This is a genomic window from uncultured Veillonella sp. (genome assembly GCF_963522475.1).
Lineage (GTDB): Bacteria > Bacillota > Negativicutes > Veillonellales > Veillonellaceae > Veillonella.
Genome location: NZ_CAUQYW010000005.1, coordinates 64,848 through 88,452, shown reverse-complemented (window position 1 = coordinate 88,452; position 23,605 = coordinate 64,848). Strand labels below are relative to the sequence as shown.

Annotated in this window: 23 protein-coding genes and 1 tRNA gene; 1 reads left to right on the top strand and 23 read right to left on the bottom strand. The window is 38.7% G+C overall.

Annotation, left to right across the window (positions count from 1 at the left end; all coding sequences use genetic code 11):
• Positions 1-16 precede the first annotated feature (16 nt).
• The 17 genes from RWP19_RS04435 to purB all read right to left on the bottom strand — a co-directional run bounded on the left by RWP19_RS04435 (position 17) and on the right by purB (position 16,776).
• Positions 17-559 carry a hypothetical protein gene (locus RWP19_RS04435; protein WP_314356618.1) on the bottom strand — a complete coding sequence of 181 codons (543 nt, stop codon included), beginning with the start codon at positions 557-559 and terminating at the stop codon, positions 17-19.
• Between the two features lie 40 nt (positions 560-599).
• Positions 600-848, bottom strand: a complete 249-nt coding sequence (locus RWP19_RS04430; protein WP_314356617.1) for a hypothetical protein — start codon at positions 846-848, stop codon at positions 600-602.
• 9 nt (positions 849-857) lie between these two features.
• Positions 858-1,106 carry a hypothetical protein gene (locus RWP19_RS04425; protein WP_314356616.1) on the bottom strand — a complete coding sequence of 83 codons (249 nt, stop codon included), beginning with the start codon at positions 1,104-1,106 and terminating at the stop codon, positions 858-860.
• A gap of 20 nt (positions 1,107-1,126) precedes the next feature.
• On the bottom strand, positions 1,127-1,657 hold the full coding sequence (locus RWP19_RS04420) for a DUF2262 domain-containing protein (protein WP_314356615.1): 531 nt from the start codon (positions 1,655-1,657) through the stop codon (positions 1,127-1,129).
• An 18-nt stretch (positions 1,658-1,675) separates the two neighbouring features.
• Positions 1,676-2,518 (bottom strand): DUF6630 family protein, encoded by an 843-nt coding sequence (locus tag RWP19_RS04415; protein ID WP_314356614.1) that lies wholly within the window; start codon positions 2,516-2,518, stop codon positions 1,676-1,678.
• Positions 2,519-2,746: 228 nt separating this feature from the next.
• Positions 2,747-4,513, bottom strand: coding sequence for a YadA-like family protein (locus RWP19_RS04410; RefSeq protein WP_314356613.1), 1,767 nt, complete (start codon positions 4,511-4,513; stop codon positions 2,747-2,749).
• A 254-nt stretch (positions 4,514-4,767) separates the two neighbouring features.
• A complete protein-coding gene (locus RWP19_RS04405; RefSeq protein ID WP_314356612.1) occupies positions 4,768-5,478 on the bottom strand; it encodes a nicotinamide mononucleotide transporter family protein in 711 nt (236 codons plus the stop codon).
• 149 nt (positions 5,479-5,627) lie between these two features.
• The gene (locus RWP19_RS04400) at positions 5,628-6,182 is read right to left on the bottom strand and encodes a hypothetical protein (protein ID WP_314356611.1); all 555 of its coding nucleotides are present in this window, start codon (positions 6,180-6,182) and stop codon (positions 5,628-5,630) included.
• Between the two features lie 657 nt (positions 6,183-6,839).
• Positions 6,840-6,916: transfer RNA gene (locus tag RWP19_RS04395), tRNA-Arg, on the bottom strand.
• Positions 6,917-6,964: 48 nt separating this feature from the next.
• The gene (locus RWP19_RS04390) at positions 6,965-7,930 is read right to left on the bottom strand and encodes a 5'-nucleotidase, lipoprotein e(P4) family (protein WP_314356610.1); all 966 of its coding nucleotides are present in this window, start codon (positions 7,928-7,930) and stop codon (positions 6,965-6,967) included.
• A 299-nt stretch (positions 7,931-8,229) separates the two neighbouring features.
• Positions 8,230-9,693, bottom strand: coding sequence for a catalase (locus RWP19_RS04385; RefSeq protein WP_314356609.1), 1,464 nt, complete (start codon positions 9,691-9,693; stop codon positions 8,230-8,232).
• A gap of 375 nt (positions 9,694-10,068) precedes the next feature.
• The gene (locus tag RWP19_RS04380; protein WP_314356608.1) at positions 10,069-10,353 is read right to left on the bottom strand and encodes a hypothetical protein; all 285 of its coding nucleotides are present in this window, start codon (positions 10,351-10,353) and stop codon (positions 10,069-10,071) included.
• Positions 10,354-10,523: 170 nt separating this feature from the next.
• A complete protein-coding gene (dinB, locus tag RWP19_RS04375; RefSeq protein WP_314356607.1) occupies positions 10,524-11,903 on the bottom strand; it encodes a DNA polymerase IV in 1,380 nt (459 codons plus the stop codon).
• A 2-nt stretch (positions 11,904-11,905) separates the two neighbouring features.
• Entirely contained in the window at positions 11,906-12,250 is a 345-nt protein-coding gene (locus tag RWP19_RS04370; protein WP_295209861.1) for a helix-turn-helix transcriptional regulator, read from the bottom strand.
• 540 nt (positions 12,251-12,790) lie between these two features.
• Positions 12,791-14,074: an adenylosuccinate synthase gene (locus RWP19_RS04365; RefSeq protein WP_295209859.1), complete on the bottom strand. Its 1,284-nt coding sequence runs from the start codon at positions 14,072-14,074 to the stop codon at positions 12,791-12,793.
• A 142-nt stretch (positions 14,075-14,216) separates the two neighbouring features.
• Positions 14,217-15,365: an MFS transporter gene (locus RWP19_RS04360; protein WP_314356606.1), complete on the bottom strand. Its 1,149-nt coding sequence runs from the start codon at positions 15,363-15,365 to the stop codon at positions 14,217-14,219.
• A 115-nt stretch (positions 15,366-15,480) separates the two neighbouring features.
• Entirely contained in the window at positions 15,481-16,776 is a 1,296-nt protein-coding gene (gene purB, locus RWP19_RS04355; protein ID WP_314356605.1) for an adenylosuccinate lyase, read from the bottom strand.
• Between the two features lie 333 nt (positions 16,777-17,109).
• Here purB and RWP19_RS04350 point away from each other — a divergent pair, with 333 nt between their 5' ends.
• On the top strand, positions 17,110-17,520 hold the full coding sequence (locus tag RWP19_RS04350) for a CAAX protease (RefSeq protein WP_295209856.1): 411 nt from the start codon (positions 17,110-17,112) through the stop codon (positions 17,518-17,520).
• Between the two features lie 118 nt (positions 17,521-17,638).
• Here the strand turns inward: RWP19_RS04350 and RWP19_RS04345 are convergent, their stop codons facing one another.
• The 6 genes from RWP19_RS04345 to scpA all read right to left on the bottom strand — a co-directional run bounded on the left by RWP19_RS04345 (position 17,639) and on the right by scpA (position 23,604).
• Positions 17,639-18,472 (bottom strand): hypothetical protein, encoded by an 834-nt coding sequence (locus RWP19_RS04345; RefSeq protein ID WP_314356604.1) that lies wholly within the window; start codon positions 18,470-18,472, stop codon positions 17,639-17,641.
• Between the two features lie 4 nt (positions 18,473-18,476).
• The gene (locus RWP19_RS04340) at positions 18,477-18,881 is read right to left on the bottom strand and encodes a biopolymer transporter ExbD (protein WP_005385002.1); all 405 of its coding nucleotides are present in this window, start codon (positions 18,879-18,881) and stop codon (positions 18,477-18,479) included.
• Positions 18,878-19,483 carry a MotA/TolQ/ExbB proton channel family protein gene (locus RWP19_RS04335; protein ID WP_295209852.1) on the bottom strand — a complete coding sequence of 202 codons (606 nt, stop codon included), beginning with the start codon at positions 19,481-19,483 and terminating at the stop codon, positions 18,878-18,880. The genes RWP19_RS04340 and RWP19_RS04335 overlap by 4 nt, the downstream gene beginning before the upstream one ends.
• A 236-nt stretch (positions 19,484-19,719) precedes the next feature.
• Positions 19,720-19,977, bottom strand: coding sequence for a hypothetical protein (locus RWP19_RS04330; RefSeq protein ID WP_314356603.1), 258 nt, complete (start codon positions 19,975-19,977; stop codon positions 19,720-19,722).
• Between the two features lie 299 nt (positions 19,978-20,276).
• Complete coding sequence (gene meaB / locus RWP19_RS04325) at positions 20,277-21,419, bottom strand: methylmalonyl Co-A mutase-associated GTPase MeaB (RefSeq protein ID WP_314356602.1); 1,143 nt, start codon at positions 21,417-21,419, stop codon at positions 20,277-20,279.
• Positions 21,412-23,604, bottom strand: coding sequence for a methylmalonyl-CoA mutase (scpA, locus tag RWP19_RS04320; protein WP_314356601.1), 2,193 nt, complete (start codon positions 23,602-23,604; stop codon positions 21,412-21,414). The genes meaB and scpA overlap by 8 nt, the downstream gene beginning before the upstream one ends.
• Position 23,605 lies beyond the last annotated feature (1 nt).

Genomic DNA, 23,605 nt, shown 5'->3' with positions numbered 1-23,605 from the left:
CTTTTAAGCAATACGTCTAGAAAAATAGATTTTGTGATTCTGTAACGGTTCCATCATCTTCATGGAAATAACAAATATATAAAGGAGCTCGATGTGCAGAGTCATAGAATTTTTGTAATTCAGCAGCCACATTTGCTTCTAAAGGCATGCCTAGCGCCTGAACAACAGTTTCCCATACATCCATTTCTGTATAAGAAGCAATTTCATCATGACGCTCATTGGCATAGGCTTCGAGAGTAGATATGTCCGTATATTGGCTAGCGTCACAATAATCATGCCAACAAATGCTATACACCAATAAATGGATTAAATCATCTACACTTTCAGCTATACGACCACATCCCCCTTCGCTACTCATATACCCGATAGAGCCATCCTCTAATTGATGATATTCGCCACCGGCACCATCACGAGCAAAAGTTTTTCCAGGCAAAGAGAATGTGCATCGCCCTTCAGCAGTATCTCGCTCTTCCAGCCCGTCTAATAGACAGAAATCAAACAGCACATCAAACTCTTCAGCTAGTTTAGCGTCATTTCGTAATGTTTCTAAATAGTCCATATTAATAACCTCTTATTCTATCAGCTCATTACCGGTTATTTCATCTATTATTTTCTCGTAATTCTAATAATGCAGAAACTTCATCCATGTCGAGATTAAACATGTTACTTTCAAGATTGATAGGCTCAAAATAGTAACGAACTGTATCTGCACCAAATTCATCTTCTAAATTGGCCCATTCTACCCCTGAAAGCTCGGTAAAGCCAAGCGTATCGTTTCCAAGGCTTTCAGCAAACCAACGCACCTCATAGTCAGGCTTAACAAAGTCATTGAAATATTTGATGGTCACATCTCGATCTTACTCATCACCGTAAGGAATTTGCAGCTCTTTATCGCCTTTTTGTAACACAATATCGTCACCATAAGCCTTGCCATTACTAACCGTTTTAATATCGATAGGCTCAGCCATCATATCATTGAAATAGTTCACCACATCTTCGTCATACTCGCGCCAGTCAATCCAGATAATAGCTTCGGAATCAAATAAATCATTTAGATCAATATCATTGGTAAAAAAGCTTCTTAATTCTTTATACAGATTTTCCATCGTCTCTCTCCGCTAGTTCATTATCCTGCAATATCCGCATGTACAGGGTTCCCCTCCGCATCAATATTGGCTATGATGCAGTGTCCCCAGAAAATATCGTCATCGTCATAATAGACCTCTATGGTACCATCATTGCGGAACGCCAATTCGCCCATAGTAATGCGCTTCGCAAATATTTCTGCCGTAATCGGATCTTGGTCATCATTGTCGAGCCAATCGTTAGCAAGGTCTAGTAAGTGTTCACTAATGTATGCACTAATTCGTTGTTCAAATTCTTTGAAATTTTCAATCTTATTGAAAGCCTTCAATGCAATGGTGCAGCTTTCATCAGACCCCTCATCTACATCAAGGGTGAATGCATAATCATCAATTCTCGCTGTGTAATATTGATACTCTCGATTTAACAGGAAGTCACCCCTGTCAGTATGAAGGTATTTAGGGGTTTTCAAATAAGGACTAGCCCCATGCGCATCACTGCGCGGCAATGCATAGATTTCAAATACTTCCGGCTCAAACTCTGCTTCATATTCTGGTAGACGTACAATACTCATAATACTCTCTCCTATTCATCACAAGCGTTCAGCTACATCTATTCTATGTAATAATTCTTTCGCTAGTTCTTTGGCTCTTTTGAATTCCTCATTTGAAAGTACCATAAGCACCAAACTATCTGTACCGATATCCATGCCTACTAACTTATATTTTTTCCACGTGGAATTAAGATGTGCGCACCAGTCCCCAATACATTGACTATCATCAAATGCGGCTGTATCAATAGATACATCTTCAGCTAAATTTTCATCAGTAGATAAATTTTTATTATGGATTAACTTCTGCACATTATAAAGAAAATCCTCTAATTCGAATTTCAAAGATAACTCTACAGCACGACCAGTAGATAGCAACTTCTCATAGAGATTCCACCAGCTATCTTCTAGTTCTTCCATGGAATGTAACTTTGCCTTGGACATGAATGATTTGGCTTGTTTAGCATCGCCTAGCAACAACGTTGCTAACTCTGTAAATGTAGATCGCATCTGATCGATATCTAGATACGCTACTTCTACACACAAACTACAATCAGGTACTCTGCGTTTTTTCACAAAAGCCCGCATCATCTTCACTGCGTCAGGATAACTTACATCAACCATACGATAGGTCTTGCCATCTATATCTAAGAATAAATCTACTGCATCCTGCTTTTTACCTACACGTGCTTTCATGGCTGTACATCCATCGATGGCATGAGGTGGGTATAATTCAACATACATGAAATATCCATCATGCATAGCCTTTAATGTATTATCGATACCTACTATGTTAAAACCGTTCCGATTGTAATCAGGGCACTTCATATGCCATTCTTCGTAATCATCAAATAGTTTTTCTTGGATCCAATTGTAAAAGCTCATATACTACTCTCCACTATATACTGTTGCTTACATATAATGTTTAACTGACTATGTAACTGAATATGTATCTTAATTATATCATTATTAAGGAATACTTATAATAAAAGCACCTCACTTTTACATTTAAAAGAAATACATATTATAAAGACACTGTACTTTCATATTTAATAGAAAAAATACCCCTACAAGATACGTCTTATAGGGGTATTAATCACACTATTTGGATTCTTATTTAGATTCTAATTTAGCTGCCAATTCAGTATATTTTTGTTCTAATTCATTATACTTTTCAGATAGGTCTTTCATATCTTTCTTGAGTTGTGCCGCATCTTCAGTAGTTACCTCTTCGGAGCTTTTACCAAATTTGAAATTAGCACCTAAGCTAATTGTATTACGACCATTACCAACGGTAGTAGCCGCATTAAACATTGTATTTTTATTAGGACGGTAGAAGGCACCTAAAGCTGCTGCATTAGCATTTTTATAATTACCAAAGCCAACGGAGTAGGACCATTTGTCATGTTTATCGAAATCTAATGGATGCAAGCCAGCAAGTGCTGCAGAAGCCGCCGCTACGCTAGATACTTGTTGATCCGTATACGCCTTAGCTTCATTCAAGCTATTCGCTCCACCATTAATAATACGATTATTTAACGTATTAATATCGCCTTCGATGGTAGTGATACGGTTTTCATGATTATCTACCACATCTTTAATAGCATGTAGTTGAGATCCATTGACTGCATCAGTAGATGTAGCAGATACACGGCCTGCCGCTACATTTGTAATGGTACGTTCTGCACCACTATCACCAATGCTCAATATACCTACTGCATTTCCACCAGCAAAGTTATAGGTTCTACCACCGATGACACCGGAACTAGTAGATACGGCTGTACCAGTAACAGACTTAGCACCTAGGGCAATGCTATTGTCTGTGGCAGCCTTCGCATTCGTACCAATAGCGATAGAATTTTCATTAAGCGCTTTAGCTGTATCGCCTATGGCAGTAGCGCTTTTACCAGAAGCCTCCGCTACAAAACCAATAGCATTAGATGCATAGCCTGTCGCTTTAGAAAGACCAATTGCATTAGCTGCTCTACCAGATGCTACAGAAGAAATACCAAGTGCTGTAGAATACGTATCAGATGCTTGTGCATTGTTACCAATAGCTGTAGATTGAACTCCACTTGCCTTAGAAATAGTACCTACTGCAGTACCACCCCAGCCCATTGCTTCAGAATCAGTACCAACGGACACAGCTAGTTCACCAGCTGTTGTCTTTCTGCCGATTACAATGCTCCCAGCTTTAGCAATATTAGCTGCTTTGCCGATAGCAATAGAATCAATGCCAGCGGCAGTTGCATTGTTACCAATAGCAACGGTATTTTGAGCAGTTGCTTCTGCATTACGACCAATCGCATACACATCATCGTATGTTGCTTTAGCACCATCACCAAAGGCAATAGCATTATTACCTTGAACATTGGCACCAGTACCACCTACTAAAGCATTATTACCTTTAATGGTATTATTCTTACCCAAAGCCACAGAGTCATGTCCGTCAATACTATTATGTGTACCAACTAATAAAGAATTAATCGCATTATCATTATTAGCATGGTTAAAGCCGCCTACGATATTATTAGTACCACCAACAGTATTGCTAGTACCTACTACCAAACTGTGAGTAGCAGAGTTTTGATTATACCAGCCTGCTACGATGCTACCAGGACCAGATGCAGTATTATTAATACCAGAAGTGATACTATTAGAAGCAGAAGCTCGAATGGTATTCTTGTCGCCACCGAGCAATATATTTGCTACAGGAGATCCAATACCGCTCTCAATTTTATTATCCCCACCATATGCAATAGAATTTTTCATGCTTAATGGAGCAGCAGTTGTAGCACTAATATCTAAGTTGGATGCTGCAAAGCCCGTTGTAGTAACACTTGCGATAATCATAGCAGTTAAAAGTAATTCTTTTTTCATGTATTTTATCCCTTTTAAGACACACCCTAATTGTAAACACAAAAAGATTCAAATTTATCTAGTAAAACCTGAATCTCTTTACAACTCTTTATACACTTTTTACGTTTTAAAACATGAATATTGTATGAATATTACTTTTATTATAATTCTGCTCATTACAAATTGCAAGAATACAACAACATCAAAATACGCTTTTTCCAATAGTTTTGAAACAGCTAAATTAAAGCTTCTTCACTATAGGAATATAGCTAACATTATTTCTCTTCTTTTTTATCATTCCAAAATAATAAGGCACCTATAGCATTAAGAATATAAAAAATATATTTACCAACATTAGCAAAGTTTCCTTGTGTTAAAGCCTTAATAAGCTGAATAATATTATAGATCATCCAAAACGGCCATTGTGTATTTAATTTTAGAGCATTAAAAATATTAGCTATCAATGATAAGGCAAACACAATCGTCGTAAGAATAGCTAAGAAATTAATATGACCATTAAACCCTACAAAATTAGCAATGATTGAAAAAATAAAAGCAAGCACTGTAACACACACGCCAACCAATCTTTTTTGAGATACACTCATTGTATTAGGAATCCCATCATGAGAGGCTTTCCATTTTTTTATAGCAAAAGTATAAATAATGAATGTTACAGGATACGTGATGATAGCTGCTTTATTTCCTAAAATAAAATCAATTACACCTGATAAAACAGTATTAACAATTCCTAAGTAATTACCCCATTTATTCAATTGACCTGTAAAACGGGTAGACAACATTGATATACCAACATTGATAACAGAAATAACCCCAAATGGAACCAAAGCGGTCCAAGGACCCCAGTCCACAAATTTCTCAAGTCGTGAGTTGAGATAACCTGCAGAAATTGCTATGCCAACAACAAGTACCACACCCACCAAATCAAACCATTTTGAAGTAGCAAATTGTTTTAAATACCGTTCCATATGCGTACCCTTTCTACGTCAATATAATATATATAGTTGTTCAATCAAGAAATTTAATCTCTTTATAATTAAATTATAGGCCCAATCATGTAAAGAATATTGTTTCTAATTTCGATGATAACCTAATTATATTTTTTAAGATTCCCGTACTAAGTATTAGCGTGATTTCTACGCGAACATGATCCCCATATTTTATTAATCACTTTATACAGGATATATCCAATCATGCCCTCAATAAAACTATGAACCAAAGCCACTCCACCAACTAAAATTAAGGCTACAAAAACGGTATTAGGAGTAATATCATGCTTTATAAAGAAAATAAGCATGGATACACCCATTTCTCCCAATGCAACCAAACAGGCCATTCGTATACAAAACGGTATATATGACCGAACAGAGTTCAATACATCAGCATGGTTCTTAATATAGGTGGAACCAATAATAGCTAACAATAAATGTGAAAGGCATTCAGCTACTATGCTAAGTGGAAAATGTGCACTATATAATGCAATAGCCATACAAAGCACTGCACTTAATGCTAGACGCCATGAGTAATAAAGAGCCAGAAAAACTGGAATATAGCTAAATAATATATAAGATGCAGGTGGTATAACCAATTTAAAGGGTGTATAAAAAGGGATTAAAATAGACATACCAATAACAATACTACTAATCCACAAATTAGTCTTAAACTTCATCATTTTATACCTTTAGATTTTAATATAGATATTACGCTACTAGATAAAATTTTCTTTCTATAGAAACTGTTACGACCTATAACTCTATCGTTAGGTAGCAAATACCTGTTTCGTCTACAATAAAGAAAATGCCTAACCAAACCAGTTAGGCATTTTATAATATATATACAAAATAAAGCAAATACATAACGTAAATACTTATAGCCTTAATATGTAAAATCAATATTTGTATTATAAAACATACAAGATTTAAAACATACGAAATCACAACATGTAAATATATGCAAAGCGCATACTCAACAAAGTATAAACGATGGTATGTACCCATAAAAAAAGAATAGCACGTTAATCATGAAAACACAAGATAATTTCTTAAATAAATAGCATATTATAGTTGTTTTTCTACAAATATAAAATTATTTTATTCACTAAATAAATATACTTTTATTGTATAGATGCGTTATATCTATACAGCATACCAGTTATAAAATTTCTCTACAGTATACAGCAATTAATTTCTGTTCGTTCCATATAACAATGTATTGATTCTGATCTTCTATTTATGCTAGTCAGCCCCTTTTTGCTAGCATAATACCAATATTTTCATAAAAGCTAAAAGGCATAAGGCCATTAAAAGCCTTATGCCTACTGCATTTATACTGGTGCGCCTAACCGGAATCGAACCAGTGACACGCAGTTTAGGAAACTGCTGCTCTATCCTACTGAGCTATAGACGCATGTATACTTTATTATATCGTTTTTAATAAAGTATACGCAAGACATCCTTATTTTTGTAGGTATTGGTTATTTACTCGTTTTTGTTCTTCAGGGCTTAGGTTTTGGTAACCTTTTGCTAATGCACTTACCCAAGATCCGTAAGCAGGATTCGGAAATACTACAAAGGTAGTACCAAAATCCTCTTTATGAGTGTCAATGATAGCATTTCGTTCGGCTAGGGTCTTGCCTTTTGTGCCGATTGGAAAATCACCAGCGTTATCGCCCATGTATACAACGACATAATATTTTTTAGCAATCATATCAAAGCGAGGTTGTTTATCAGAGTCTTTTTCGAATAGTAGTACATGGTCTTTATCGACAGATGGGAATCCTAGTTCTTTAAAGTTCTGTATCGTTACATCAAGATTTACAGGTGCGTAACGGTTTGAAACATAGAAGATTTCTACACCTTGTTTATGTACTTCGTTCAGGAATTCAGCAGCACCTGGCATAGCTTGTGATTTACCTTGATGCACAGCTTGACGCCACCAAGGTGCATCGAATCGACCATTGCCGTTAGCAATGCTATCACCCATCAATTTTGTATTGTCTACCACCGTTTCGTCTGCATCAAGAACGATAGCTAAAGGTTTTCTTTGATGAGATGGATCAGTAACAGCCATCTTAACGGCATTCATTGCCACATTATACCCTTGATATGCTAATGCTCTGTACTCCGCAGAGGTGCGCATCCATAATAATCCCATCGTTTCTGTTTCAGCTTGATACTGTTGTTTTTGCTTGAGTGCTGCTTGTGCTGCCACATCATCTGCACCTTCATTATTAGCTACAGTCGTCTGAGCCGCTGTAATATTAACAGATTGAGTCGATTGAGCTTGCGTTACTATTGATGTAGGGACTACACTATTTGCTTTCACTGCCATCGAAGAATCTGCTTGTACTACTGAACCAATACAAAGACTACCGCCAAGGCAAGCCACTGCTACATACCTTACCAAACTACTACGTTTCATAATTACCTCCTAACCACATTTGCTCTCTGTATACATCCAATACACAATGTAATTCTACATAATTATACTAAAGTCCTCTTTGTATTTATATATTGCTAAAAGCAAAAAAGCCTATACACATACCTTAAATCGATTTGATTTAGGCAATTGTATAGGCTCTTTTGGGAATTTATTTACATAAATATATAAGAATTATATATGCAAGTTTAAGGGATTCTTTTTGTATTAGTTTATAGAACTATTTATGTAAATACGAGAGAGTTTTATAAGGGATTTATTAGTTTGAGAGATTGGTTGGTTTATTTTACATCGCTAAAGTCGATGTTCATGCCCAAAGCTTTAGCTACGCCTTCACCATATGCAGGATCACATTGGTAGCAGTGTTTTGCATGGCGTTCTTTGATAAATTCAGGCACGCCATCCATAGCTGCAGCTGTATTTTCAAATAAAATTTGTTGTTTTTCAGGGCTCATAAGACGGAACAATTTGCCTGGTTGTGTGTAGAAATCGGAATCGTCTTCATAGAAATCGTATTGGTATGCTGCACCAGATACATCTAGACCAGGATTTTTAAATTCCGGTTGTTCAGCCCATTCACCAAAGCTATTAGGTACATAGCCAATAGTAGATCCATGGTTACCATCTACACGGCCTTGTCCATCACGATGGTAGCTATTTACAGGGCATTTAGGCGCATTAACAGGAATTTGATGGTAATTAGCACCAAGGCGATAACGTTGAGCATCCGCATAGGAGAACAAACGACCTTGAAGCATTCTGTCAGGAGAGAATGATATGCCAGGAACGATAGTAGACGGTGCAAATGCAGCTTGCTCTACATCTTGGAAGTAGTTTTCAGGGTTGCGATTAAGCTCCATGACACCGACTTCGATCAATGGGAATTCATCGTGGTACCATACTTTTGTTAAATCGAATGGGTTGTACGGCATGTTGTTAGCTTGTTCTTCTGTCATTACTTGGATACATAGTTTCCATTTAGGGAAATCACCGCGTTCGATAGCATCAAATAGATCTCGTTGGTGACTTTCACGATCATTTGCCACAAGCTCAGCCGCCTCAGCATCAGAAAGGTTTTCAATCGGTTGTTGGCAAACCCAGTGGAATTTAACCCATACTCGTTGATCGTTTTCATCAATCAAGCTATATGTATGGCTACCAAACCCATGCATTGTGCGGTAGGATTTAGGAATACCACGGTCACTCATTACGATTGTTACTTGGTGGATTGCTTCTGGCAAGCTAGTCCAGAAATCCCAGTTTGCTGTCGCATCGCGAAGATTTGTCTTAGGATTACGTTTTACAGCGCGGTTTAAATCAGGGAATTGCAATGGGTCACGGATGAAGAATACAGGTGTGTTGTTACCTACAAGGTCCCAGTTACCTTCTTCTGTATAGAATTTTACAGCAAAGCCACGAATATCGCGCTCTGCATCAGCGGCACCACGTTCGCCAGCAACTGTAGAGAAACGTACAAATAATGGTGTTTGCTTGCCCACTTCAGAGAAAAGTTTTGCTTTTGTATATTTTGTAATGTCATTTGTTACTGTGAAAGTACCAAATGCGCCGGATCCTTTAGCATGCATGCGGCGTTCTGGGATTACTTCACGCGCAAAATGACCTAACTTTTCCATTAACCAAACATCTTGCATCAATACAGGACCACGTTTTCCTGCTGTTGCAGAGTTACGATTATCTGGTACAGGAGCACCAAAGGCTGTTGTTAATTTCTTTTCATCACTCATGTTATAAACTCCTACTTAGAAATAAAAATATAACAATGGTTTTCTTCACGTAATTCATTACATCATGTTATCTTAATAAAATAATGATTATTAGAAGACAGTCAATAACGGATAATCATTATCCGCTAATCTATTTTTAGCTTATCATATATTTTCAAACAAAACAATCCTAATTCTGTATAAATCGTGTATACATGTTATCATTTATAATACGAAATCGAGAATCAATTTATCATATCTGACTAGTGGGTCACTCTCTCTTATGATTAACTAGGTTAATCTACTGCATAAGGATCTACTAAAATAAGACAAATAAAAAACACCTTGTTCCTACGATAATAGGATACAAGGTGCATTTTATTTATGTCGTTCTGTTTACGCTGGACGGCTCCAGTCGACTTGTACGTCGATAGCGTCCCACATACGTGTTAAAGCTAATTTAAGATTATCCAAAGATTCCAAAGGTTTAACATTCAAGCGTTCGTACGTATCAATACTAGTAGCATGCTCAATAGCGTGTTCATCGTTTAAGTAAGCGAGTACTTTATCGATCCACTCTTGCTCTGGTAACTCTACGGACACTGTTTTTGCTTCTGTATCATAAGATAAGAAACCATTGCTGTTGATGCCATAATGGATGGCTACACGAAATAAACTCATATCTATACCTCTCTTGCGGTAATTTTCTAAACACTATATCCATATTGTAACACGAATAATTACATTAGCGAAAGTATTCAATATAAAGTTTATAAGTCTATTTTATAGCACTGTCCATCCTATTATATAGCCTATTCATCTACATCCTAAACTAAATCTATTCTAGTGGATTATACATCCTCTTTTGTAGATTGTGCATCCACTGAGGCCTTTAGTTCCGACCGTTTCCTACGCGTCCCATTATCGCCGTGAAAGCGCTGCCATAGAGCCCCGCTCATAATAGCAGTTTCACCAAACTTAGACTCTAAGGAATCCAGTACACCAGCCAGCTTATTTTCCGTTTCATTCTGAGGAGATTCAAAAAGGCTATCTTGCATAGGTACTTCTTCATCTAATCCACTAATAGTAAGGCCTAATAAACGTATAGGACCTGGAGGATTCGTAAAAGTGATTCCATCAAAACTATTATGTTTAAAACTACTAGGTTGAAAATGTGTAGACTTTACCTTTGTAGTAGTCCCCAGTACTTCCACATCTTTCTTTGTACCTTTAGGCTGTTTGCTCATCTTATCTTGCATGAGCTTATTCCACAAAATTAGAGCTGTTTCATAAAAGACATGTTCATGGTCTGAAGGCGTATCTAAACGCTTTTGTCTCGACACTGTAGTGAAGTCATCATACCTCACCTTTATTGATACAGTTTGTCCCAAAAGATTACGTTTTCGTAACCGTTTTGATAAACGATTAGCAAAGTATCTAAATTCTAATTCAATAGCACTGCCACTGATAAGGTCCTCTTCATAGGTTTCTTCAGCTCCAATGGATTGTATTTTACGATCTGTCTCTATAGACCTTTCATCAATACCATTTGCTAGTTCCCATATACGTCGTGCCTGATTACCCACAAGAGGAATCAAACTGCTTTCATCAGTCAATTCTTGAATATGACGCATCAAGTGAAAGCCCCCTGATTTCAATCGTTTTTCCGTATGAGGCCCAACACCCCAAATACGTTTAATCGGCAGTGGAGCTAAGATTTCTTTTTCACGCCCATAGGGAATCACTACCAGCCCATCCGGTTTATCTAAATCTGAAGCTAATTTAGCAAGGAATTTATTAGGTGCCAAACCGGCAGAAATAATAAGGCCTGTTTCTTCATACACACGGTCTTTAATAGCACGTCCTAGCGCTTTAGGCCCGCTATACATAGTAGACATACCGCTCACTTCAAGAAAGGCTTCGTCGATAGATAAAGGCTCAATATAAGGAGTAAATTCCTTCATAATAGAGAAAATCTGATGAGATACCTCTTTGTAACGATCCATGCGCGGATATACGTAGATACCATCGGGACAAAGCTTTTTGGCCCTCGAGATGGGCATGGCCGAATGAACACCAAATTTTCGAGCCTCATAAGATGCGGTAGCAACAACGCCACGTGAAGAAAGACCACCCACGATAACGGGGTGGCCTTTATATTCTGGATGATCCAGTTGTTCAATGGACGCGAAGAATGCATCCATATCAACATGCATAATCCAACGTCTCATTGCTACGCTTCTTTTTCGTGATCAGAAATACGACAGTATTTGATTTGTGCACAAATACATTCATCCTTAGATTTATATAATTGAGGAATGATTTCTAAAATGTCGCCAAATGTTGCTTCATTAATAGAATAACGAGTCCATAAACCATTACGTTGAGAGTTAACTACACCTGCATCAATTAAGATTTTCATGTGGTAACTTAACGTAGATTGGGATAAATTGAAGCTAGCTAAAATATCAGCTGCACATAATTCATTACAAGACAACATGTCGATGATGTGTAATCTTGTTTCATCGCTTAATGCCTTAAAAATTGTAGCCAAACGTTCATAAGAAACTTCAACCATATCTTTAACTCCTCAGATCCGTATCAAAAAATGTCAATCTACTTATGGATACTATTATATACTATTTCTTAATGTAAATCTATTTTTTTCTTTATATTTGTATCTTAATAATTTATTATGAATACAAAATAAGCATATATGGGTAATTTTTACCATATTATAAACTAATTTCAGCACATTATAGGCTATTTGGTATGAATATTTTAAATAAATTTTCATCTCATAGATTTATTTAGTTATACACCAAAATGTATATATAATAATTTCACAAAATCTTTTTACATAAATTCTTCGATATATTAAATCTATAATGACCTTACAGCATACTTCGATATAGCGCACTGTATTAGCAGTTTAAAGGGGCACCCTATAAATCACACTATTTTGCTCACTAACTACTTTCAATACAAAAGACCCCTCATTGAGGGGTCTTATATGTATAATTCTATAAACCGATTGTATAGTAAAGAAATCTAGCAATTTATAATGATAAATCACAGTCTCTTTTCTATAAATAATACTATACCAAATCCGTATAACTTAGAATACATTCACTAAATCAATAGTTTGATTACGGTTAGGGCCTACAGATACAATACCCAAAGGTACACCTGTTACTTCCGCAATACGTTCAACATATTTACGAGCATTTTCAGGTAATTTATCGTACTCACGGATACCGGAAATATCAGTTTCCCAACCTGGTAATGTTTCGTAAACAGCTTCACATGCTTCAAGATCTTTCAAGTTAGCTGGGAAGCCCTCTACCTCTTTACCATTCAATTTATAGCCTACACAGATTTTCAATTCTTTGAAAGTATCAAGAATATCCAAACGAGTGATAGCGAGATAATCTAAGCTGTTAAGGCCTGCAGCATATTTTACAACCATAAGATCTAACCAACCACAACGACGAGGGCGACCAGTTACAGTACCAAACTCATGACCAAGTTCACGAAGGTTATCGCCAGTTTCGTCAAGAAGTTCAGTAGGGAATGGACCTGCACCAACGCGTGTTGCATAAGCCTTTACTACGCCGAAGATATTTTTCAAGTAATTAGGTCCAATGCCAGCACCTGTAGAAGCACCACCAGCGATTGGATGAGAAGATGTTACAAATGGATATGTACCATGATCAAGGTCAAGCATAGTGGCTTGAGCCCCTTCAAACAACACTTTTTTATCCTCTTTAATAGCTTTAAGAACAGCAATATTAGTGTCTGTTACATATGGTTTCAATGCTTCAGCATATTTGATGTAATCCGCTAAGATTTCATCATAGTTAACAGGTTCTGCATCATAAACCTTAGTAAGCATTTTATTTTTGAATTCTACATTGTATGCTAATTTTTGTTTAAATGTTTCCAAGTCATACAAATCGCAAATACGAATACCGATACGATTAATTTTATCAGCATAGCAAGGGCCGATACCGTTTTTAGTAGTACCGATTTTAGCATCACCTTTGGATGCTTCCTCTGCATTATCTAAAGCGATATGATATGGCATAATAACATGCGCGCGATCAGAAATATGAAGGGATTTTGCAGATTTACCTTGTTTTTCAAGACCTTCAATTTCTTGTAACAATACTTTAGGGTCGATTACAACACCAGTACCAACAATATTTTGCTTGTTATCATACAAAATGCCACTTGGTAAAAGGCGAAGAGCAAATGCTTTGTCATCTACCACAACAGTATGACCTGCGTTATTACCACCTTGACTGCGCACTACAACATCCGCACGTTCCGCAATCCAGTCAACGATCTTACCTTTACCCTCGTCACCCCATTGAGTGCCGATAACCATACTTGTTGCCATATCTATATCCTCCATGTGAAAGTCTAAATAATTCACTAACATTATACAACAATGTTCGGATTCTGTGAAAGTATTTATACAAATTCAATCTTTAGTTTCTTTTCAAATGCATGAGTGATTTTCTGTAAAGTCTTTAAAGATGTTATTTTGGTTCCTTTAGCCAGAAGCTCATTAAGAGCCCCATCAAGCCTACAGGTATCAGTGTTATCAAAGCGGTTTGTACATCATAGATATCTGCCAAGTGTCCAATATAAGGCGCTACAAGGCCACCTAAAGTAATACCAAGTCCTAAGGTAATTCCTGACGCGAAACCTGCATTTTTAGCAAGATATTTTTGGCCTAGTACGGTAATCGGTCCGTATTGTGAGAATACACCAAAAGCCATCGGTATCATGGCACCGAAGAAGCCCCATATATTAGGTACAAATATAAACACTAAAACAGATGGCAAGAAGATAAGATTACCTAAGCGTACCGTTTTAAGGAAGCCTAATTTATCAGATAAATCCCCACCCATATAGGTAAGGACTGCGCCCATCGCAAAGTACATAGTGAGAGCCAAGCTAGAGGCACTGGCTTCACCGTTTATAACGGTAATGTACAGGATAGGAATAAAGATAGATAGTACAGAGAACAATATGGATCGTGAAGCAATTACAAAGAATAGCTTACCAAAGCTAGCCCAATCATTCGTACCCGTATGAGTAGATATAGCAGAGCTTTTACTTTCACCAGCATTAGTCGTATCAGCCTCGCCCGTAAAGGCATAGAGATATAGCAATACACCGAGCAAAGCAATAACGGTAAATAGCCAAAGAAATTGTCCCCCAAAGACATAAACGCCCCCAGCAAGGAGGGGCCCCAATGCAAAGCCAGCGCTACCACCTACCGCAAAGCGCCCCATGGCATTACCCAGTTCATGAGATTGCATGCGATTTACGAGAAGCGCCGCCTCAGGATGGAACAATGCAGCCCCAAGACCTGCAATGAGCGATAGAGCAAGTATCATTTCATAGCTCGTAGCCAATGCAATAGCACTAATGGAGACTAATGTTATGGAAAATCCTACCGGAATGAACCAAGGCACGCGCCAACGATCCGCCACATACCCCAAAACAGGCTGCGCTACAGAAGCTACCACGGTGTTACAGAAAATAATAGAAGCCGATTGATAATAATTAAGCCCAAAATTAGCGATAAAAAACGGTATAAGTGCCGCTAAAGAACCTTGTCCAAAGTCATTAATACAATGAAAAATAGGTGGTCCGTATTCGCGTATGATACGTTTCATATAACCTCCTAAATAAAAAATAGGTAGGCACAGCCAACTCCTAATGCATGTACCATAGGCTGTTGGTCTATACCTACCCTAATCTTTCATATGTTATGTGGGAATCACCCTACAATTATAGGCCAAAGCGAGCCATAATCGTATCAACATGTTTCAACAATTTATGTGGATCGAAGCATGCATCAATTTCTTCAGCAGTCATATATTTCTTGATATTTTCATCAGATTTAAGACCTGTGGCGAAATCTTTACCTTCAAGCCAACGTTCCATAGCATATTTTTGAACCCAACGATATGCTTCGTCACGTACTGCACCTTTGTCTACAAGGTGAGTTAAAATTGTTTGGCTAAATACAAGACCACCTGTAAGGTTAAGGTTTTTAAGCATTGTTTCAGGATATACCAACAATTTATCGATAGTGCAGATTGTTAAATGAAGCATGTAGTTCAATGCAATTGTTGCATCTGGTAAGATGACACGTTCTACAGAGCTGTGGGAAATATCACGTTCATGCCACAACGCTTGGTCTTCGTAAGCAGATTGAGCATAGCCACGAAGCAAACGAGCCATGCCGCAGATTCTTTCACATGTAATAGGATTACGTTTATGAGGCATTGCAGAGGAACCCTTTTGTTTAGGGCTGAAATATTCTTCCGCTTCGCGCACTTCAGTACGTTGCAAATGACGGATTTCCAAAGCGATTTTGTCCAATGTACCGCCTACAACAGCGATAGTGGACAACAATTCAGCGTGACGATCACGTTGTACGACTTGTGTAGCGATTTTAACAGGTTCAAGACCTAATTTTTCGCATACATATTGTTCTACGAATGGATCGATGTTGGAATATGTACCAACAGCACCGGACAATTTACCAACAGCTACGCTTTTACGAGCATGTTCCATGCGTTCGATGTCGCGTTCTACTTCGGTCATCCACAATGCTAATTTCAAGCCAAATGTAGTAGGTTCGCCGTGAATACCGTGAGTACGACCAATCATAGGTGTATATTTGAACTCAGCTGCGCGACGACGCAATACTTCGTGCAAACGTTTCAAATCTTCAATCAAGATATCGCATGCTTGTTTCATCATATAACCAAGCGCTGTATCTTTAACGTCAGTGGATGTAAGGCCAAGGTGGATGTATTTAGCCGCTTCAGGGCCTACGTATTCGCCCACTGCTGTTACGAAGGAAATGATATCGTGGTTTGTTTCCTTTTCGATTTCATGAATGCGTTCAACGTCGAAATTGCCCTTTTCACGAATGGCTTTAGCCGCTTCTTTAGGGATAACGCCCAACTCAGCTTGCGCCTCGGATGCCAATGTTTCTACTAATAACATTGTGTCGAACTCGTTGCGTTCACTCCAAATATGGCCCATTTCTTCTCGTGTATAACGTGGTATCATGATGTCTCCTTTGCATGATAAAAGCTAGATTTTCTATACGATAATTGTACCATATGTAAAAGCTCCATTCAATGAATGAAGCCAAGTTTCCCGAATGATAATTATATTAATTTCACTAATTGTTCGTATTTATAATGCCTATTTTTAATAGTCTATTATACATAAAGCTCTCTTGCAGATCGTACACTTCTATACTTTCATCGATACACTGAACTCTTTTGATCATTTTTGGATAGGTACTAAATAAATTCACTAATACTGTATCATAGCTCTACATTGTGATATATAATAAACATACAGACCAAATCTACTATGAAAATTAGGGAGGCTTTCATGGCAAATTTAAATCGCAAAGAGCGTCGTGCACAGCGCAACGAATCTAACACTATAGGTATTCTATTACGCTTATTCTTTGGACTCAGCTTTATTGGATTGGCGATAGTATTATTTGGAGAATTTGATCTCAATTATGTATTCTCTATTTTTACAGCAGATATTATCGTATCCTTAATGTATGTCTTACTCAACAAGTCTCGCATTACTACCTCCTTAGTGGTTAACACAAATGTACGCGTTATTATTGCATTTCTTATCATGCTAGTGACTATGTTCTTTTACGCCTTTGCTTTATGGCGTGTCAATCAGTTTAGTGCATCTATGCAAGTCACATTATTTATCGGTGGTGCCATCGTATACCTTGCGGTGTTTAATTCTACAAAAACTATGCTTACCAATCAGGATTAATAGCCTACAACTAATAAGCTAGAAACAATACAGAATACTCTACAAATAACTAATAATACAAAATAATACAAAACTAAAAGAGGCATATCTTACATACAATTGTATGTGATATGCCTCTTTATTGTCCCATAACGACAGGAATGGTTAAGGTTTGTATGCGTCCAGAGTTGTTAACAATGCTACCACTGGTTTTAACAATGCGCAATGCTTCTTCCATAACATCAGGCGGTACGCCATCAACGACTATACGCGGTGTATTTTGAGCAACGATAACATGTCCATCTTCACCAAAATTCACCTTCACCGTAACAGTACCTGTTACAGATGACGCAGCCCCCTGTTCTTGTACACGGCGCAAATATGCACTCGGATTAATCGCAGGTTGGCGCAACAACTCTTGCTGACCTGGGGTCAATAAACTCCATGCAAGATCCGATAAGAATGACAAATCAGCCGATTCTGTACGACCATTACCATTTGCATTGGGGTCTAATGTAATATCCTTACCTATAGGTTGTTCTTTAGGCTTTGATTGTTTCTCATGAGCTACTACAGCCTGTTCGCCACCAGTGGCTTCAGATTCGATTGCTTTAGGAACAGTCCATTCTCTTCGTGGCTCTGGTGTGTTAGTATTAGCGTCTATTGTTTTAGTTTGTTCACTATCATCGGGCTTCACGTCTTCCTGTATAGTTTGTGACTGAGGTTGAGGTTTTGGCGCTGCACTTTCCGGCGCAGCTTCTACTGGCGCCACCTTCTCCTCAGGTTTTGGAGTTTGTTCCGCCACCTCTACACTACTTTCACTATCGTCAGGCAAGTCAAAACTGATTTCAGCCGCATCATTAGCTGCACCAGTTCCTGTCATACCTCGTAAAGAAAGCCCCATTCCAGAGATAAGTATCGTCGTAATTCCCAAGGACACAATAAACGGTTTCAGATAATGCGATTCAAACATAGAATCACTTCCGTTCCGTTGCGACACTAATATATTTAGCGCCATTTACCTTGAGCATATCTAACAGAGCAATAACCTCGCTGTAATATACATCTTTAGATGCACGGATAACAAAGGCTTGTCGCGGTGCTTGTTTAACGATAGACCGCACTTCTTCTGCCAAACGTTCCGAAGAAATCTCTTGATTATCAATATACAACGTATGTGTTGTGGTTAAGGTAATCGTAATAGGCTCGATAGATTTTGCCGTAGATGTCGATGCAGATGGTAAATTAAGCGGAATTTGCTGCTCTGTGTTCATATACAGCGTACCCACCATGAAAAATACCAGTAAAAAGAATACGATATCAATCATAGGGATAATCATAATTGTCGGTTCTTTTTTAACCCCTAATGTGCGTCGTCTCATAGATCATGGTCCTCGTTATATGCATCGAGGATATTTCCACATTCATGCTCTAATGTAGCAATAGAATCGTTCACCTTAGCCGCACAGTAACTGTGAAAGCCAAGAGCAATGATAGCTACCGTCAAGCCTGTCGCCGTTGCTACTAAGGCTTCGGATACACCACCAGTAATGATAGTAGGAGCACCAATATCGCCGCCTACGACAGCAAAGGCGCGAATCATACCAAGCACAGTCCCCAACAGGCCCAATAATGGAGCCATTGTTACAATCATACTAAGCCAGCTAAGGCCGCGTTTTAAGCGTTCATCTGCATAGGATACGATATCTTGCAAACGATTTTCCAAGCTATTGTAGTTCTTAGCGCTACGAATGGCACGAGCAAACAAAGAACCTAGCTCCAATGTGTCACGTTCCAATACACTCGGCAACATAACCCAGCTTTGATTCTTTTCTAATGCCTTATTAAAGCGACGCAAGTCCTTTGTAAACTTACGATATAAAACGATGCGCTCAATGCCAATCATCAACGCAAAGAGCAAAAAAATTACTAGCGGATACATAACAAATCCACCAGCCACAAATAAATGCGCTATGCTACTCATACTAACCTCCAAAAGCCTCTACCCTCTAGGCCCTATTAAAATTCATTATATCACGTTTTAAGGTATCTAAAAATATGTATGGGGCAAAAAAAGGCTATACTAATAATGATACACATATTAGTATAACCTTTTATTTTGCTTTTATTCTGCTTTTACTCTACTTCCATTTTGCCTTTACTCTGCCTAAATTCTGTCATGATGTAATCATAGCATGGCCTCAGCATTCGTATGGTTTATTAATCTTTTTTAAGGATTTTTACAAGTATGCCGCCGATTGTTAAGGACAAACCAAAACCGCTACAGAACATACCGATGGAATACATCCACGCATAAGTTTGATTATTGGAAGAAATCGCTTTAGCTGCCTCTCGTGCATTAGTAGCATTTCTTGCAATTTCCAAATTTGTTGTAGCAGGATCTGGATTTAATAGTAAGATAACAATGCCAATAATTAAAACTACTACACCTACCGGTAACAACATTTTTTTGCTCATTTAAGTGACCCTCTCTTTTTTAATCACACACAAGTAACAATCTATGATTAAATTATATATCATATATGATTTTTTCGAAAGTATTAAGCATGAATATCATGAAGTTTATTTCATGAATATACTTTCATAGGCATATAAAAAGGCATAGTATACATCTTCATTGGTGTAAACCCAATAGTAATGTTTATACTATGCCTTTTATTGATATATCTTATATGCCTAAATCAGTATGATAGCTAATTGGAGTGTCTTAATAGATAAGTTATGCCAGCCTATCAATTAAATATGTAGCTATCTACTTATTTAATAGACTTGTCGAAAACGCCGATTAATTCCTCAACGGCTTGAGATTCGCTCATTTCACCGTCTAAGACGGCTTCTTCGACTTCGCCCATACGCCCTTGAATGACTACATTGTTAAAGAATAGGTTGTGCAAATGTTCGTCAATCATATCACGTACCCAACGAAGAGATTGTTCTTGACGGCGTTTTAAGAACACGCCATTTTCTTTGCCTTGTTCAGCAAATTCTTGGATTACATCCCACAATTCATCGAGACCATCCTTTGTAACGGCTGAACATGTATAGGCTTGGGTTTTCCATTTCTCAGTAGCGGGACGAATATAATGTAACATCCGATCGTAATCGCTACGAGCGATGAGAGCTCGCTTGAGATTATCCCCATCAGCCTTATTGACCACAATGGCATCTGCTAGCTCCATAACGCCTTTTTTGATGCCTTGTAGTTCATCGCCTGCACCAGTTAATACGATAAGCATAAAGAAGTCTACCATGGATCGCACAGTGACTTCACTTTGTCCTACGCCAACAGTTTCGACGAGAATGATATCGTACCCAGCAGCCTCACAAAGTAACATGGTCTCTCTACTTTTACGTGCCACACCACCTAGTGTACCACCAGCCGGCGATGGACGAATATAGGCTTCAGGATGTTTCGTCAACGTTTCCATCCGCGTTTTATCGCCCAAAATACTACCCTTTGTAACTTGGCTCGTAGGGTCTACAGCAAGTACGGCCACCTTGTACCCCGCTTCAATAAGCATGTTACCAAAGGCTTCAATAAATGTACTTTTACCGGCCCCAGGCACACCAGTAATACCGATGCGTAACGCCTTGCCTGTGCGAGGCAATATAGCTTGTAATACTTGTTGAGCTAATTTAAAGTGTTCCTTATTATTACTTTCTACTAATGTGATAGCCCGTGAAAGTATAACGCGGTCCCCCTGCTCGATACCGCGTACATAATCAGCGACAGTTAATTTCTTTCGCCGCTGTACGGGACGTACCGACGGAGCCAGATGAGCGGAGCTAGACAAGAGGCCATCATGCATTTCTTTGACGCCTTTCATTACGCGACACGCATAAGTATCATCTTTCTTAGCTTCTTCTGGCACCCAATCGGGACGGTAAGTATCAGTCATTAAACTCTTCGTCTTGAATGTGACTAATCAATGTTTCTAGTAATTTCTTAGCCGCTACAGGCAAGACTGTACCAGGGCCAAAGATAGCCACTGCGCCATGTTCGCGTAGGAATTCATAGTCCTGAGCAGGGATTACGCCACCGATGGCAACCAAAATATCTCCACGACCACGTTTCTTGAGTTCTTCCACAAGTTGAGGTAACAATGTTTTGTGACCCGCTGCAAGGGAACTGAACCCAACGATGTGAACATCATTATCCACCGCATCTTGTGCTGTTTCCTCTGGAGTTTGGAACAAAGGTCCGATATCCACGTCAAAGCCCATATCCGCGAAGGATGTTGCAATAACTTTAGCGCCACGGTCATGACCGTCTTGACCCATCTTAGCAATCATAATACGAGGACGACGACCTTCGAGTTCTTCAAAGTCATCCGCCATTCGACGTACTTCTTTGATAACATCGTCATCTTCAAACTCGCTGGAGTATACACCAGAAATGGAACGAATAACGGCTTTATGACGGCCACAAACTTTTTCAACAGCAAAGGAAATTTCGCCCAAAGATGCACGAGCACGAGCAGCTTCAAGGGCAAGAGCAAGCAAGTTGCCTTCCCCGGATTCTGTTGCATTTGTAATCGCTTCAAGGCAGGATTGAACCTTATCTTCATCACGGTTGGCACGCAATTGTTCAAGACGACGAATTTGCGCTTCCCGTACAGCTGTATTATCTACGTCAAGGATATCCAATGGATCTTCTTTATCTAAACGATATTTATTAATACCGATGATAGCTTCACGGCCAGAGTCAATACGAGCTTGACGACGAGCTGCTGCTTCTTCGATACGCATCTTAGGAAGTCCAGTGTCAATTGCTTTCGCCATGCCACCAAGGGATTCGATTTCTTGGATATGGCCCCAAGCACGACGAATCAATTCATCAGTTAATGCTTCTACATAGTAGGAGCCGCCCCATGGATCAATAACCTTACATACTTTAGTTTCGTCTTGAATATAAAGCTGAGTATTACGGGCAATACGAGCAGAGAAGTCCGTAGGCAACGCGATAGCTTCATCAAGCGCATTGGTATGTAGAGATTGAGTATGGCCCAACGCAGCACCCATCGCTTCCATACATGTACGAGCTACGTTGTTGAATGGATCTTGTTCTGTCAAAGACCAACCAGATGTTTGGCTATGCGTACGAAGTGCCATGGATTTAGGATTTTCAGAACCGAAGCTCTTAATAATCTTAGCCCACAACATCCGGGCTGCACGCATTTTTGCTACTTCCATAAAGTAGTTTTTGCCGATTGCCCAGAAGAAGGATAAGCGTGGTGCGAATTGGTCAACGTGAAGGCCTGCATTTACACCAGTACGGATGTATTCAAGGCCATCGGCCAATGTGTAACCTAATTCGATATCTGCTGTAGCACCTGCTTCTTGCATATGATAGCCAGAAATGGAAATACTATTGAATTTAGGCATGTACTGGGATGTGTACGCAAAGATATCACCGATAATACGCATGGACGTAGCTGGAGGGTAAATATAGGTATTACGTACCATGAATTCTTTCAAGATATCATTTTGGATTGTACCAGCCATAACCTTTTTATCAACACCTTGTTCTTCACCAGCTAGGATGTAGAAGGCCATAACAGGCAATACGGCACCGTTCATAGTCATAGATACGGACATTTGATCAAGAGGGATACCGGAGAATAGAATTTCCATGTCGAGGATGGAGTCTACCGCAACACCGGCCTTACCAACATCACCGACTACACGAGGGTGGTCAGAGTCATAGCCACGATGTGTAGCAAGGTCAAAGGCAATGGACAAACCTTTTTGACCAGCGGCTAAGTTACGACGGTAAAACGCATTGGATTCTTCGGCAGTGGAGAAACCAGCATACTGACGAACTGTCCAAGGACGAGTTACGTACATAGTAGAATAAGGTCCACGTAAGAATGGAGGTATACCGGCCATATAGTCAAGATGTGTCATTCCTTCATAATCCATCTCTGTATAGAGAGGTTTTAATTGGATTTGCTCCATCGTTGTATTATATAGCTCTTCAAAATTTTTCCCTGTTTCTTTTTTTAGTTCAGCAAGCCATGCATCGCGAGATGTTGGTGACTGAGATCCCAAGTCAAGAGAGGAGAAGTCTGGATTTTTTAACATG

What these genes read in the sequence shown, in the direction of transcription:
- RWP19_RS04345 (WP_314356604.1), bottom strand. Translation starts at nt 18,472, where the DNA reads ATGTTTGAATCGCATTATCTGAAACCGTTTATTGTGTCCTTGGGAATT.
- RWP19_RS04365 (WP_295209859.1), bottom strand. Translation starts at nt 14,074, where the DNA reads ATGGCAACAAGTATGGTTATCGGCACTCAATGGGGTGACGAGGGTAAA.
- dinB (WP_314356607.1), bottom strand. Translation starts at nt 11,903, where the DNA reads ATGAGACGTTGGATTATGCATGTTGATATGGATGCATTCTTCGCGTCC.
- meaB (WP_314356602.1), bottom strand. Translation starts at nt 21,419, where the DNA reads ATGACTGATACTTACCGTCCCGATTGGGTGCCAGAAGAAGCTAAGAAA.
- RWP19_RS04380 (WP_314356608.1), bottom strand. Translation starts at nt 10,353, where the DNA reads ATGAGTTTATTTCGTGTAGCCATCCATTATGGCATCAACAGCAATGGT.
- RWP19_RS04435 (WP_314356618.1), bottom strand. Translation starts at nt 559, where the DNA reads ATGGACTATTTAGAAACATTACGAAATGACGCTAAACTAGCTGAAGAG.
- RWP19_RS04350 (WP_295209856.1), top strand. Translation starts at nt 17,110, where the DNA reads ATGGCAAATTTAAATCGCAAAGAGCGTCGTGCACAGCGCAACGAATCT.
- scpA (WP_314356601.1), bottom strand. Translation starts at nt 23,604, where the DNA reads ATGTTAAAAAATCCAGACTTCTCCTCTCTTGACTTGGGATCTCAGTCA.
- RWP19_RS04400 (WP_314356611.1), bottom strand. Translation starts at nt 6,182, where the DNA reads ATGATGAAGTTTAAGACTAATTTGTGGATTAGTAGTATTGTTATTGGT.
- RWP19_RS04330 (WP_314356603.1), bottom strand. Translation starts at nt 19,977, where the DNA reads ATGAGCAAAAAAATGTTGTTACCGGTAGGTGTAGTAGTTTTAATTATT.
- RWP19_RS04370 (WP_295209861.1), bottom strand. Translation starts at nt 12,250, where the DNA reads ATGGTTGAAGTTTCTTATGAACGTTTGGCTACAATTTTTAAGGCATTA.
- RWP19_RS04410 (WP_314356613.1), bottom strand. Translation starts at nt 4,513, where the DNA reads ATGAAAAAAGAATTACTTTTAACTGCTATGATTATCGCAAGTGTTACT.
- RWP19_RS04425 (WP_314356616.1), bottom strand. Translation starts at nt 1,106, where the DNA reads ATGGAAAATCTGTATAAAGAATTAAGAAGCTTTTTTACCAATGATATT.
- RWP19_RS04360 (WP_314356606.1), bottom strand. Translation starts at nt 15,365, where the DNA reads ATGAAACGTATCATACGCGAATACGGACCACCTATTTTTCATTGTATT.
- RWP19_RS04385 (WP_314356609.1), bottom strand. Translation starts at nt 9,693, where the DNA reads ATGAGTGATGAAAAGAAATTAACAACAGCCTTTGGTGCTCCTGTACCA.
- RWP19_RS04420 (WP_314356615.1), bottom strand. Translation starts at nt 1,657, where the DNA reads ATGAGTATTGTACGTCTACCAGAATATGAAGCAGAGTTTGAGCCGGAA.
- purB (WP_314356605.1), bottom strand. Translation starts at nt 16,776, where the DNA reads ATGATACCACGTTATACACGAGAAGAAATGGGCCATATTTGGAGTGAA.
- RWP19_RS04335 (WP_295209852.1), bottom strand. Translation starts at nt 19,483, where the DNA reads ATGAGTAGCATAGCGCATTTATTTGTGGCTGGTGGATTTGTTATGTAT.
- RWP19_RS04340 (WP_005385002.1), bottom strand. Translation starts at nt 18,881, where the DNA reads ATGAGACGACGCACATTAGGGGTTAAAAAAGAACCGACAATTATGATT.
- RWP19_RS04415 (WP_314356614.1), bottom strand. Translation starts at nt 2,518, where the DNA reads ATGAGCTTTTACAATTGGATCCAAGAAAAACTATTTGATGATTACGAA.
- RWP19_RS04390 (WP_314356610.1), bottom strand. Translation starts at nt 7,930, where the DNA reads ATGAAACGTAGTAGTTTGGTAAGGTATGTAGCAGTGGCTTGCCTTGGC.
- RWP19_RS04405 (WP_314356612.1), bottom strand. Translation starts at nt 5,478, where the DNA reads ATGGAACGGTATTTAAAACAATTTGCTACTTCAAAATGGTTTGATTTG.